We start from the raw sequence: 12,492 nt of genomic DNA, 5'->3' as shown, positions 1-12,492 counted from the left end.
AGGAGCGAAGCTATGCCGCACGTTCGAACGCAAGACCTCGATATCACCTTCTTCGAGACGGGAGCACAGCACGGAAAACCTGTACTCCTTCTTCATGGTTGGCCGGACGACCCCACAACATGGAACGGTGTCGCAGAGCGCTTGAAGGATCGAAATCTAAGGTTTGTCATTCCGTATCTGCGCGGCTTCGGCCCCACGACCTTCCGCAGCGACAGCGCGCTCAGGACCGCGAACGGCGGCATCCTCGCCATGGATGCGATTGCACTGATGGACGGGCTCGGCATCGAGCGGTTCTCGGTGGTCGGGCACGACTGGGGATCGCATATCGCCGAATGCCTGGCGATCGGCTGGCCCGACCGTGTCGAGAGGATTGCCCAGCTTTCGTCGACGCCGCGCATGGGCGGTCTGCGGACGCCGCCGTTCCGGCAGTCCCAGCTCTACTGGTATCAATGGTTCATGGCGACGAAGCGAGGGGCCGAAGCTATCGCCAAAGATCCTAAGGGGTTCGCCCGCATCCAGTGGGAAAACTGGGCGCCCCAAGGCTGGTTCGACGAGGCGACTTTCGGGGCAGTCGCGAAATCGTTCGAGAACTTAGACTGGGTGGCGATCACGCTTCACAGCTATCGGGTTCGCTGGGAAGAGGCAGAACCCGATCCGCGCAGCCTGTGGCTCGAGCAGAGAGTGAAGGAGACAGAGTCCCTGTCGCTTCCGGCGATCTTCATTCAGGGCAAAGAAGATGGTGTCACCCCAGCTGTGATGTCGGAAGCCGTCCACCAGAAATTCTCAGGACCTTTCCAGCGCATTCTCCTTCAGAACGTCGGACACTTTCCGCAGCGCGAGGATCCGGAAACGGTCGCGCGAGAACTCGTGGTCTTTCTGGAAGGTTAGCGCCGCCTGCTGCGTGGTCGCTTGCGGAACTTTGCTTCACGCGCTCATTGGGGCAATTGGAGAAATCATATGTTTGCTAACTGCCCTCATCGCATCCATGTTTGTGGGGGCTCGTCGCAATGACTTTGAGAGAGCTAGACACGAAACGGTCGAACTGAAGGCGAGAGCGTTTCGCAGGTCCGCCAGCAGTCGATGACGAAGAGTTCTATCTCGCTTTACAGCCCTCAGCGCTTCGAGACGTCGAGAGCATCCGCCACGGAGAAGCGTGCTGAACTCATTGAGTAGGCGGTGAAAGCGGGGTGGGACATGATGAGGTCCGGTCTATAGTCGCGGACGCAGCTGATCTTCGCACCCAAGACGTCGGATTTCTAGCACCCACGCTTGGGGTCGTTCCGCCGTCTTCCGTGTAGCGCATCCGGCTCGCCTCCGGACCGCAAGTTGAAAGCTCGTACGCTCAACACATCATCGTTGGACTGAGCGATGACGGCTACAGACTGCGCAACAAGACTCCATCAAATTTGGCGACTGCTCACGGCCGCTCCTTCTTTGTCCGATATTGGACGGGGAACAAACCAGCTGCGCGGAGGTTAGCTTCGCGTCTCTCACCTAGGATCAGAACGCAAACGAGATCGGCTGAGAGCGAGTAAAACAACGGAGAATATCATGGCAACGACCAAGACACTCGACGACCTATTTCTCGACACGCTCAAGGATATCTATTTTGCAGAAAAGCAGGTTTTGAAGGCTCTGCCGAAGATGGCCCGCGCCGCGCAATCGGAAGAAGGCAAGGCTGGATTTCTGCAGCATCGTGACGAGACACAGGGCCAGATCGAGCGGCTCGAACAAGTATTCGAAATTCTCGGCAAGCCGGCCCGCGGCAAGACCTGCGAAGCGATCCAAGGCATTCTTGCCGAGGGTGAGGAGATCATGGAGGAGTTCAAGGGCTCTCCTGCTCTCGACGCCGGACTTATCTCGTCGGCGCAGGCGGTCGAGCATTATGAGATCGCGCGTTACGGCACGCTCATTGCCTGGGCGAAACAGCTGGGCTTGACGGACGCCGTTCCACTCCTCGAAGCCACGCTTTCCGAGGAAGAAGCCACCGACCAGAAGCTGACACAGCTAGCCGAAAAGCAGGCCAACGCCGCCGGTAAAACCAAGGCCGCATAAGATCGCGACCTGTCAAGCAAAAGGCCGCCCGGAGGGCGGCCTTTTCGCAGTTATCCGAATTAAGATCAAGTTCAAGGGGACACTAACATGGCGAAACGCCCAGCGAAACCCACATCCCTTCCTTCGTCTGACGAAGTCGTCAAGATCCACGACCAGCAGCTTCATCGAGGCACTGGAGGCGAACTTCACCAGTTTGCCGAGGATGGCCAGGACATCCTAACCACGTCGCAGGGCGCGCCCGTCGCCGACGATCAGAATTCACTACGCGTCGGTCCACGCGGGCCGCTTCTCGTTGACGACTTCCATTTCCGCGAGAAGATTTTCCACTTCGACCACGAACGGATCCCCGAGCGTGTTGTACACGCTCGGGGCTACGGCGCCCACGGCTTCTTCGAGACGTACGAATCCTTGGCGGACGTCACACGCGCGGACGTATTCCAGCGTGCTGGCGAAAAGACGCCCGTCTTCGTGCGATTTTCAACAGTCGCCGGCAACAAAGGATCCGCTGATCTTGCGCGCGACGTTCGGGGCTTTGCGGTGAAGATGTATACGAAGGAGGGCAATTGGGACCTAGTCGGCAATAACATCCCGGTCTTCTTCATCCAGGATGCGATCAAGTTCCCAGACCTCATCCATGCCGCCAAGCAGGAGCCGGACCGCGCCTTCCCCCAGGCCCAAACCGCGCACGGCAATTTTTGGGATTTCATCAGTTTGACGCCCGAAAGTATGAACATGGTCATGTGGATCATGTCGGACCGAACCATCCCCCGGTCGCTCCGCTTCATGGAGGGGTTCGGCGTCCATACCTTCAGGTTCGTCAACGCCGAGGACAAATCGACCTTCGTCAAGTTTCATTGGAAGCCGAAGCTCGGCCTGCAGTCCGTTGCGTGGAACGAGGCTGTCAAGATCAACGGCGCTGACCCGGACTTCCATCGACGCGATCTTTGGAATGCAATCCAGTCTGGCAACTTCCCGGAATGGGAACTCGCGGTTCAGCTCTTCGATCAGGACTTCGCGGACAACTTCGATTTCGATGTGCTTGACCCGACGAAGATCATTCCTGAGGAAATCCTGCCGGTTAGGCCGATCGGGCGGATGGTTCTCGACCGGATGCCGGACAACTTTTTCGCCGAGACCGAGCAGGTCGCGTTCATGACGCAGAACGTGCCACCGGGCATCGACTTCAGCAACGACCCGCTGCTGCAAGGCCGGAACTTCTCCTACCTCGACACTCAGTTGAAGCGTCTGGGCGGTCCAAACTTTACACATCTGCCAATTAATGCGCCGAAATGTCCCATGCACAACTTTCAGCAGGACGGCCACATGGCGATGCGCAATCCCGTCGGCAGGGCGAACTACCAACCGAACTCGCATGGGGAAGGCCCCCGTGAATCGCCGTCCCGCGGATATCGGCACTTTCCTGCTGACGAACAGGGTCAGAAGGCGCGGCTACGTCCTGAGAGCTTTGCGGACCACTATAGCCAGGCCCGGCAATTCTTCATCAGCCAGACTGGGGCGGAACAGCGCCATATTGCGTCGGCGTTGACATTCGAACTGAGCAAGGTCGAATCGTTGGCGATCCGTGAGAGAATGGTGTCGCACCTTTTGAACATCGACGAGACGCTGGCGACGACGGTCGCGCAGAAGCTTGGCTTTCAATCGATGCCGAAACCGGCGGATGCCGCCATGCCGACAAGGCAGGATCTTGAAGCTTCCCCTGCGCTGAGCATCGTCGAACGCGGACCGATGCGGTTCGAAGGGCGCAAACTCGGAATTATGATTGCCGACGGCGTCGATGCGAAGCTGCTGAAAGCGTTGACGAAGGCAGTCGCAGCCCAAAAAGCCGTCATCGAGTTGATCGCTCCAAAGGTGGGCGGCGTCACGGCCGACGACGGGAGCTCCATAGAGGCGAACCATATGATCGACGGGGGGCCGTCGGTACTTTTCGATGCAGTCGTGCTTTTAACGTCGCATCAGGCAATCGACGACCTTGTCAAAGAAGCGGCCGCCCGCGACTTCGTCGCAGACGCCTTCCAGCACTGCAAGTACATCGGCTACGACCAATCTGCCATGCCGCTCCTTGAAAAAGCTGGAATTTCCGGTCAGCTTGACGAGGGAACGATTCAGTTATCAGATAGCAAGGACATAGAAGCGTTTGTTGAGAAACTCGGCAAGCTGCGTGTTTGGGGCCGCGAGCCTTCAGTGAAGCTCGGCAAGGCATCGCCGCCAATCGCCTGATTCAGTTCGGGCGCGGAGTGTTCCGCGCCCGTTAATCTTCTCGGATAAAGGGTTTGATGTCACTTCGAGTTCTTGTGGCTCTGTGCGCCGGCTTTGACGTGCTGCTCATGCGAGCCGCCCTGTTTGCCAGACGAGCTTGCGCTTTTCGTCGTCGATGATGCGCTCTTACCCGAGCTCGATTTGGACCCGCTCTTGGAATGCGAAGTGTCGGTGCCAGTGGATGCCATTATCATTTTCCTCCTTAAGAGATCCTCATGATCTCGAAAGCTTAACTCCCACTTTCCGATCGTGTTCCGAATGGTTTTCAAAAAGCGTGATTTCCTTCGTATCAACCAACCCGGACCTTGAGGTCGGGCGGAGCAGGCGGATCGAATAATGGGCCTTTTATTTTCCAAGTAGCGTTGCGACCTGCGCCAGACCGCTGCCGAACAGGTCGGTGATAGGTCGAATATCGGGCGGACGGCTGCAGCCTCGCCTTGCGCTGTTTTCAAAGGTATCCTGCCCGGATCATTCAGCAATGATAGGACCTGTCATCGTCGCAGCCGCAGGAGACAACAATGGAGACGAGCTTTCCAAAGTTTCGGTGGCGCTTTGGGTGACCACAGGCGGCCAGTTGGAAAGCGCGCGGCTCTCAGAATGTTGCAGACGGTCGTCAAATGTACGGCATCGCACGCAACGAGCCGCACGAGTGACAAATCGGCGGCTTTCGGGTAGCGATTGAGACTGCCCAAGAGGGAAAATCATGGCTACAATAATGCTGCTCGAGGACCAGCCCTTCATCGCGCTCGACATTGAAATGCTGCTTGGCGAGTATGGCCACGATCACGTGACCTTTTCCACATGTGCAGATGCGAAGAAATGGCTGAACGACAACACTCCATCGACCGCGATCGTTGATCCACGGCTGTCGGACGGGCTGTGCGCAGAGGTTGTCAGAATCCTTGTTGAGAGAGGCACACCGTTCATCGTCTATTCTGGCGAGGCGGAGTCCCTACCGGAGATCGAACCGGCCTTTGCCGAGGGGGAACAACTTTCGAAACCGTGCGAACCCGAGCTCCTTGTGGCTGCGGTTGCCCGCGCCTTGAAAGATCGGCCTGGCCAGGTCTAAACGCCGTCCCACCCGTCAACAGATGTCGTCGCGATACCGGCGGCAAGACTGTTCAAAAGAGCCGCTCGGATGTTGGTGCGGGTGCATGCGAAGGAGAGAGCAATCGTTAGCTATAGGCTTGGCACTTCGCGATTCCTTTAAAAGAAATGCCCTCGGTTCGAGAGGGAGGGAACCGAGGGCTGAGTCTCGACAGGCTATCGTGAGGGGTTTCGATCGTGGCCCCGATTGGGAACGAGGTTTCCGTGTCGCCATAAAAACCTTGATCAAACAAGTTGGTTCCGCACACGTTGCGCGAAACCGTCTATCGTCGTGAGACGGTACCGGACGAACGAAGTGGTGCGAAGTCTGGAGCTCGCCGGAGGGGACGTGCTCAGCATACAACTGCCCGCTCGAATGCATGATCGCCGACCGTCTCCTCACGACCGCCGACCTGTAATATTGTTAAAAGGGGCCGAACACCGGCTTAACCGTATCAAGGCCACAAGTTGCTGTTATTTTTGGAACGCATGCGGTTTCTCTTGGTTCTAAGCAAATGCGCTACTTTTTCCATATCCACGAAGATGCAGTCTATATCGAAGACGTGGAAGGCATCGACTTACCGGGCGGTGGGGAAGCCCGCAATGAAGCCGTCAAGGCTGCAAGGGAGATGGTTGCCGAGCTTGTTTTAAGCGGCGAACCTATCGACGGAAAGACATTTGAGGTCCGCGACGAAGGCGGCACCCTCATCGCGACAGTACCCTTTTTGTCGGTCATAAAGTGAGAACCTGAAACTCAGCTTCGATCGGATGGGCTGATCAAGGTCGGCCCACCGGTCACTGGCTGTGGGGCGGATCCGCTTTATTGATCCTGCGGTTCCGTGCGCATGCCATCTGAAGTCCGTAAAGTGTCGGTCGCGACCACCGAGCCACAGGGTTCACAACGACTGGTCACAGCCTCTTAACCCATGCTCCAAGACTTCCGCAGATCGAAAATCGCTCCGGCGCCGCAGGGGTCGCGCGCCGGCCGCCAAGCACTCGCGAACCCAGTCCCGGCTGCCCCGAGTTTCGTGGCTCCGCCCATATCATGCGTCAGTCATTCAACGGATGACGCGTCGTTGGTGCAGGGTGCCTGCGTAGATGCAATTCCTGATCCGCCGGCGTGCTGTTTCTAAGGCGATCGCGCTGTGCCGACTGTAATTTTCCACGGTGCATGGAGGATTGACCTGGCAGTTCGATCCTTCGCGATGACCCGCGCGACAGAATTGTGGCTTTGGCAGGTTGAGCGACACTCGCCTCGTTGACGAAGAGCGCGCGGCAACCCATTTCATCACCATGCGGAAAGAACAGAAGAATGATGTCGAACTCCTGAAGACATGGCGACTCGTGCCGGCAGCGACGATGGGATCGACGGTTCGTGCGAAAGGCATTCTCATGGAGCTTCGCGCCAGGGTGCCAGCGCCGGCGAAGAAGTCGCTTGACCTTGATGGAGGCGAAATCACTCTGGTGATGCCTGCCAGCCAGAAGGCCGAGTTTCATGCGATATCGGCGATCGTCGCCAATCTACTCGATGGCATTGAGCGATTGCCGGTGATCCCGCGCGAGATCCAGGACATCCTGACGATCACAACCAGCGAACGCCATCGCTGGCTGGCGGACGGCCGCCTGCCGAGCGCAGGTACGCGAACCGTCCGGCTGAATGGCAGGGCACGCCGGATCACCTTCCACGTGTTCGATCCCAAGGTGGTCGAGGACATTCTGGACCGGGGTGTGGTGGACGAATGGCGCGATGAAGACGCGATTGCCAAAGCCGAAAACCGGCGGCGCGCCGCATATCAGGCGAAGCTGACGCGATCGCTCAAAAAGAGTAAGCCCGCTAAGGTCCGGACCATGGCTGACGCCGACGCTTCAAAATTGGATGGCTGGGACGAGTTCGGACGCGACGGTTTCTTGAAATAGGTTTGGCTATACGCCAGCTTCTAAGAAAAATAGGCCCGGGCAAAAAACAGCGCCGTTGTCGCCACCGCGAGCGCAATCGTGAGGGCACGGACCGCGGAGGCTGGCAATTTCAAGCCAACATGCGCACCTGCCCAGCCGCCGAGAAGCGCGCCCGTCAACATGGGAAGGCATTGGAACCAGGCAATCGCCCCAGCTGCGACGAAAACAATGACAGCCACTGCGTTTGCAGCAGTCACCATCAACATCCGCATCGGGTTTAGTTCCTTGATCTCGCCTCCGCCGAAAATGCTCCAGGTGGCCAGCATCATCAGGCCGACCGCTCCACCAAAATAGCCGCCATAGACGCCAAGAAGGAATTGGATTGGGACGATGGTCGCGGTTCGGGCTGAAGCGCGGCTCCGGAAGGCCGCACTGATGCGCCGACCGAAGACAAGCATGCCCGTAGCAATCAGAAGCAGCCATGGCAGTATGGCGTCGAAGACACGGGAAGGCGTCAATAACAGCAGCATGCTGCCGCAGAGTCCGCCAAGGACGGTTGCAAGCGAAATCGGCAAAACCGGCACGCCGCAGACTTTACCGAAACCATCGCGATACACCCAGGAGCTCGCCAACCCACCCGGGAAAAGAGAAAATGTGCTCGTCGCGTTGGCCGCGACAGACGGCACGCCGACGGAGATCAACGCCGGCAGGGACACGAAGGACCCGCCGCCCGCCAAGGCGTTCATGCTGCCTGCCAGCATCCCTGCGAGCAACAGGAGCAACATATCATTCATTGGGACTGCCAGGGTTCGCATATGACCGCATCACTGACGATCTAACATTGTCAGCGCGTCGAAGCGAGGCCGCGTGGGTGTTATTGGCTGGAGAGCGCTAGCCGACGCTATAACCGCCATCGACGGGCAACGTCACACCCGTGACAAGGCCGCAGCCGGCGAGCACAAAACAAGATTGGACCCACCAGATCGTCGGCTGTGCCCCAGCGTTTGAGAGTTGAGCGGCTGGCAATCGCGGCATGCGCGTCAACGTGTTGCCCCTGGCTACCACCAAACCGACATGACGAGACCGCTCTGGTCCGTTCCGGACAGCGAGGAGAGGTCCCGGCCCTGTTCCAGTGCTTTCGTGAGCCAGAGACGATGCCGTCCTGGCCGCGTGTGACGACGCCCTCGCGGGCAATGTAGCTGCACCGTGTATCACTGCCGGCTGAGCCGAAATGGTTGAACGCGAGCAAACGGAGGTTTCCCTATTCGGCTACTCTCAATGCTTCGCCGAACTTCGCAGCGAGACGGCGGCAGTCCTTGCAATTGAGTACGATGCCTGCCAGTGCGACCGAAGCCTCGTGCTCGTCGCATTTCAAAGTTTCGAGGCCAGCGAGATGATGGATAGCATTGCCGAGGAGCATATTGCGGGGTGCGCCTTCAACGTTTGATCCGGTGGCCTTATGTGTCAAGACGCCGCTGACAGTAGCGAGCCAGTCACGCCGCGAAAATATGAGTTCATCATCCATTTCAGTCTCCGAAACTAATGAAGCATACCGTGCCCTTTTCGAAAAACGCGGCGGATCGCCCAACAGTTCCAGGGGCTGCATATGTTCCCAGTCAAACCATTGCGTTCGCAATTGGCGCCCAGGAACGTGGATGAAGACTGAGCCCTCCGCATCAGTGGACAGATCCTCAGGCAAGAAAACATGTGACGGACAAAAACTCACTGGGAGCAGGCCTCTTCCTGATGACAGCGTTCCCGCTGGGGATCAATTTGAAGGTCCTGCCCGCCGAGTGCGACAGGAAGGTTGCGGACTGGTTGGCAGCTGCTTAAGGTGGGCAGCGGTAGTTAAGGCCGCAATTCTCACGAGGATAAACATGGCAACTGGCACAGTGAAATTCTTCAATCAGGAAAAAGGTTTCGGCTTCATCACCCCCGATGCCGGCGGACCTGATGTCTTCGTTCATGTCAGCGCGCTCGGTGGTCAGGGATCACTGCGCGACGGCGACAAGGTCAGCTATGACGTTGGCCAGGATCGCAAGACTGGAAAATCCAAGGCTGAGAATGTCAGACCTGCCTAAGCTTTTGCGCCCCGGCCTCTGTGGCCGGGGTGTTTCGGCTGCTGCGGGCACCGAATCGCAGTAACAAGCGACGATAATCTCCCCTCCAGACTGACCGATCATCCATCGCCCGGTGAAACCGCGCATCAGCACGGAACCGTTAGGACCTCCCGTCGTTACGACTGACACACCAGCACGATGGAGATCATTAATGTCGAATGTATCGAGAGCAGGCGGAGAAGATCCCAACAATGCGACCAGTCAGGTCCGCTTCGGAAGGTCTGTCGAGAGCAAAGCTCAGATTGATGATGCGGCTGCGGCCGGTGCCGACTTTGGTGGCGAAACCCTGAATCTTTACAGGCTGGAGCCAATCGCGGCGCCGACCGATCCCAGATGGGTCAATTCGCCTGGGCATGGGACTGTTGTTGTTGCTGCGCGCAGCTCAGGAGACGCCCGTATCGTTGCGACCAGCCGCGAGCTCGACTTCATGGAGATCGACTCAGCTCCGGCCGAGGGCGTGACCACGACGAATGCCAGCTCATTTCGCGACGACAAGCTTTATTCGGTGACCGAGATCGACCACGGACGCACTGATCTTGAGCGTGGCTTGGTCGATGGCAAGATTTCGGTCGATACGATACGGCCAACGCAGGACGACTAAGGCCGAACGGCTAAAACCGCCGTAGCCGTCTTTACCGGAGAAGTCCCTGACCTCCGTCGATAAATAGCGGCGGGCCGGTTATGTTCCTCGCGCTAGCGGTCAGCAGAAAATGGATAGCGTCAGCTGCATCAGCGCTGTTCCTGGCTCGCCTTTCGTGAGAGCAACGCTACCTTCCGGACACACGACGGGGACCTCCACATCCTCGCGATGCCTGATATGCGTCGAGGCTGTATTTCGGTAGCGATCGCGCCCGGACAAAGAACGTTGATCGGATTGAATGACGGCCAAGTTCGAGTGCCAGCTGCTGAGCCATCGCGACCTGGGTGCCTTTTGTCGCGCTGTAAAGCAATCGCACCGGGTGAGGTGAAAGTGCGAACGCCAGCGTGAGGTACGTGCCGCGCAGGTTGACGCGAACGATCCTGTCCCACTCGTTCGGCATCAGATCGTCAATTGGGGCCCACACCCCATTAATGCTGGCGTTGTCGACAATGGCATCCAGGCGGCCGACCCTGGCCAAAAGGGCCGCGCGAGCACCTCCAATCTCTTCGTCCGACGACGATATCCGCACAGAAAGTGAGGCAACGGTCACTGGAAAATTTCGAGCGGACCGGTTCCCTAACTATCGGAATCGACCAGTGCGAGATCGAAGTCGGTCGCCATCCTGAACGCCGTCGCCAATCCTATTCCAGATGCGGCGCCTGTAACCAAAGCGACAGGCCTGGCAATGATCTTCAGACCCCACCTATAGAGACAGGTGTGCGATGGCGACCTTAGTTCGACGATATGCCTTTCGTCAGCCTCGTCGACCGACAATGCGCCGCTGACGATCCTTGTTCCCGTGCAGCTTGCGACAGTTGTCCGAGATAACATCTTCGATCACTGTGCAAACCTGTAAGGCCCGCCCTTTTCGAGCGCCCGGATATAGGCCGGGCGAGCATGAATGCGTTTGAGCCACTCGGCGATTGCAGGCCGGGAACCGCTCAGGCGGGCATTCTTGGCTGCAGCCTCAAGAGGAAAGCTCATCATGACGTCGGCGGCCGAAATGCTCTCGCCAGCGAACCAGGGGCGCGTCGAGAGCTCAGTTTCGATATAGTCGAGGTGCACGTCGAGCATAGGGCGAAGCCTTTTGAAGGCGACCTTTCCCAGAAGCGGTACACGGGACACTGCAAGGAGCGCAAACAGCACCGGCATGACAGAACCCTCGGCATAGTGGAGAAACATGCGGTAGCGAAGCAGGCCGGAGGGGCCTTCCGGCGGGCCCATCTGGCCGTCAGCTTTTGCGACCAGGTATTCGCAGATCGCCGCGGTCTCGGTCAGTATGGGTTGTGTGTCCCCGTGGCCGGCATCTTCAATCACGGGCGACTTTCCGAGCGGATGAACGCGCTTCAGTTCATCCGGAGCACTCATGTCGGCATTGCGCCTGTAGTGACGGACGTCGTATTCGAGGCCGAGCTCCTCCAACAGCCAGATCACACGTTGAGATCGGCTGTTATTGAGATGATGTAAAATGATCATTGAACCTCCGGCGGGCCGCGTCCATATGCGGTCTCGCGCTGTTACGAACAGTACAGGTGTACGGATCAGTGCAAGACCGATTAGCTTAACAGCATGGCGCCATCGCCGCCCGCGTTGTCGTTAAACGGCAAGCCGCGAATACGCCACGCTTGGCGCAAAATGTCCTGCAGTTCTTCAACGGAAAACTCATCGAAATTTGCCCAGAGCTGAACAGCAAGCGACCTAAGATCTACGGTCGTTTCAGGCTCGGCTTCCGCGGCCACGGCGAGAGCTTCCACCTCGAGCTGGAGGTCGGCATTCTCGGTCATAGTGCAACGCCGGTAACCGGATCAATGCTTGGACGTTCGCTCTCGTCCTCGCTGCCTGCAGGCTGCACCGTGGCAGGCGCCAGTGATTCCTTGTCGGCAATGTGGGGCTTCTTGCGAACCGGCTTTACATCGCGCGGGCGTCGTTGCTCGGGTGTAGCATTGGTGTCATTCGTGGCCATCATATCCTCCTAAAAAGGGCCGTTATGCCCGCTTTACCTGCCAGATTCATTTCTCTTGATTACCTTAAGGGGGGCAGCTTCACCACTTTTCTAAAGCTTTGCCAATCCGATCTCCAGCACCTGATTCATTTCACGTTTGAGGCCGGGTCAATGGTTACCTGACGTTTAACGGTGGCGACATCGCGATAAGGGTGCTGCAGCGGCGTTATGCGCCCATGGCTACACCCGCGATGAAGACAGATGGATCTCGACGTCGTACCGCTGCTTAACCGCGTCCTGATCTCGCTATCGTCGAGCTTTGCGAGCCGATGGCCGGCGAGCGTCATGTCCGCAGCTGCGAACTTTGTAGGTTGAGTTGCCATTGATTTCCTTTTGCAAGGTGCTAATTCCCGCACCGCATTGGGAACCTTACCGACAGGCGAGGTTCGGGAACCTTCGGCCGCGCTGGGCGCTTC

General features: G+C 58.0%; 14 protein-coding genes and 1 pseudogene. 8 read left to right on the top strand and 7 right to left on the bottom strand.

Annotated features, from left to right (window positions below):
- Positions 1 to 12: 12 nt before the first annotated feature.
- From AC1DIJ_RS25130 to katE, 3 genes are all read left to right on the top strand, one after another.
- Complete coding sequence (locus AC1DIJ_RS25130) at positions 13 to 888, top strand: alpha/beta fold hydrolase (RefSeq protein ID WP_112386852.1); 876 nt, start codon at positions 13 to 15, stop codon at positions 886 to 888.
- A gap of 663 nt (positions 889 to 1,551) precedes the next feature.
- Positions 1,552 to 2,055, top strand: a complete 504-nt coding sequence (locus AC1DIJ_RS25125) for a YciE/YciF ferroxidase family protein (protein WP_112386851.1) — start codon at positions 1,552 to 1,554, stop codon at positions 2,053 to 2,055.
- 87 nt (positions 2,056 to 2,142) lie between these two features.
- Positions 2,143 to 4,293, top strand: coding sequence for a catalase (gene katE, locus AC1DIJ_RS25120; protein WP_477831658.1), 2,151 nt, complete (start codon positions 2,143 to 2,145; stop codon positions 4,291 to 4,293).
- Between the two features lie 59 nt (positions 4,294 to 4,352).
- Here the strand turns inward: katE and AC1DIJ_RS25115 are convergent, their stop codons facing one another.
- The gene (locus tag AC1DIJ_RS25115; RefSeq protein WP_310300447.1) at positions 4,353 to 4,520 is read right to left on the bottom strand and encodes a hypothetical protein; all 168 of its coding nucleotides are present in this window, start codon (positions 4,518 to 4,520) and stop codon (positions 4,353 to 4,355) included.
- Positions 4,521 to 5,047: 527 nt separating this feature from the next.
- Between AC1DIJ_RS25115 and AC1DIJ_RS25110 the strand changes: the two genes are divergently transcribed.
- The 3 genes from AC1DIJ_RS25110 (at position 5,048) to AC1DIJ_RS25100 (ending at position 7,335) form a co-directional block, all read left to right on the top strand.
- Positions 5,048 to 5,401, top strand: coding sequence for a response regulator (locus AC1DIJ_RS25110; protein WP_477831657.1), 354 nt, complete (start codon positions 5,048 to 5,050; stop codon positions 5,399 to 5,401).
- Between the two features lie 532 nt (positions 5,402 to 5,933).
- Positions 5,934 to 6,161: a DUF6894 family protein gene (locus AC1DIJ_RS25105; RefSeq protein ID WP_112386848.1), complete on the top strand. Its 228-nt coding sequence runs from the start codon at positions 5,934 to 5,936 to the stop codon at positions 6,159 to 6,161.
- Between the two features lie 550 nt (positions 6,162 to 6,711).
- A complete protein-coding gene (locus tag AC1DIJ_RS25100; RefSeq protein WP_112386894.1) occupies positions 6,712 to 7,335 on the top strand; it encodes a hypothetical protein in 624 nt (207 codons plus the stop codon).
- Positions 7,336 to 7,355: 20 nt separating this feature from the next.
- On the opposite strand, the gene AC1DIJ_RS25095 is transcribed toward AC1DIJ_RS25100, so the two are convergent.
- Positions 7,356 to 8,108, bottom strand: coding sequence for a sulfite exporter TauE/SafE family protein (locus AC1DIJ_RS25095; RefSeq protein WP_112386847.1), 753 nt, complete (start codon positions 8,106 to 8,108; stop codon positions 7,356 to 7,358).
- Positions 8,109 to 8,575: 467 nt separating this feature from the next.
- The gene (locus AC1DIJ_RS25090) at positions 8,576 to 8,839 is read right to left on the bottom strand and encodes a hypothetical protein (RefSeq protein ID WP_112386846.1); all 264 of its coding nucleotides are present in this window, start codon (positions 8,837 to 8,839) and stop codon (positions 8,576 to 8,578) included.
- 352 nt (positions 8,840 to 9,191) lie between these two features.
- Here AC1DIJ_RS25090 and AC1DIJ_RS25085 point away from each other — a divergent pair, with 352 nt between their 5' ends.
- Together AC1DIJ_RS25085 and AC1DIJ_RS25080 are read left to right on the top strand one after the other, a co-directional pair.
- Positions 9,192 to 9,395, top strand: a complete 204-nt coding sequence (locus AC1DIJ_RS25085) for a cold-shock protein (protein ID WP_112386845.1) — start codon at positions 9,192 to 9,194, stop codon at positions 9,393 to 9,395.
- A gap of 190 nt (positions 9,396 to 9,585) precedes the next feature.
- Positions 9,586 to 10,035: a hypothetical protein gene (locus AC1DIJ_RS25080; RefSeq protein WP_112386844.1), complete on the top strand. Its 450-nt coding sequence runs from the start codon at positions 9,586 to 9,588 to the stop codon at positions 10,033 to 10,035.
- Between the two features lie 31 nt (positions 10,036 to 10,066).
- Here the strand turns inward: AC1DIJ_RS25080 and AC1DIJ_RS25075 are convergent.
- The 4 genes and pseudogenes from AC1DIJ_RS25075 to AC1DIJ_RS25060 form a co-directional block, all read right to left on the bottom strand.
- Positions 10,067 to 10,764: pseudogene (locus tag AC1DIJ_RS25075) on the bottom strand (SDR family NAD(P)-dependent oxidoreductase).
- A 147-nt stretch (positions 10,765 to 10,911) separates the two neighbouring features.
- Positions 10,912 to 11,550 carry a glutathione S-transferase gene (locus tag AC1DIJ_RS25070; protein ID WP_112386843.1) on the bottom strand — a complete coding sequence of 213 codons (639 nt, stop codon included), beginning with the start codon at positions 11,548 to 11,550 and terminating at the stop codon, positions 10,912 to 10,914.
- Between the two features lie 80 nt (positions 11,551 to 11,630).
- Positions 11,631 to 11,858 carry a hypothetical protein gene (locus AC1DIJ_RS25065; protein WP_112386842.1) on the bottom strand — a complete coding sequence of 76 codons (228 nt, stop codon included), beginning with the start codon at positions 11,856 to 11,858 and terminating at the stop codon, positions 11,631 to 11,633.
- Positions 11,855 to 12,037, bottom strand: a complete 183-nt coding sequence (locus AC1DIJ_RS25060; protein WP_112386841.1) for a hypothetical protein — start codon at positions 12,035 to 12,037, stop codon at positions 11,855 to 11,857. The genes AC1DIJ_RS25065 and AC1DIJ_RS25060 overlap by 4 nt, the downstream gene beginning before the upstream one ends.
- Positions 12,038 to 12,492 lie beyond the last annotated feature (455 nt).

The sequence above is a fragment of the Rhizobium sp. 10N427 genome, assembly GCF_056394605.1.
This window is presented reverse-complemented; position numbering and strand designations above follow the sequence as displayed.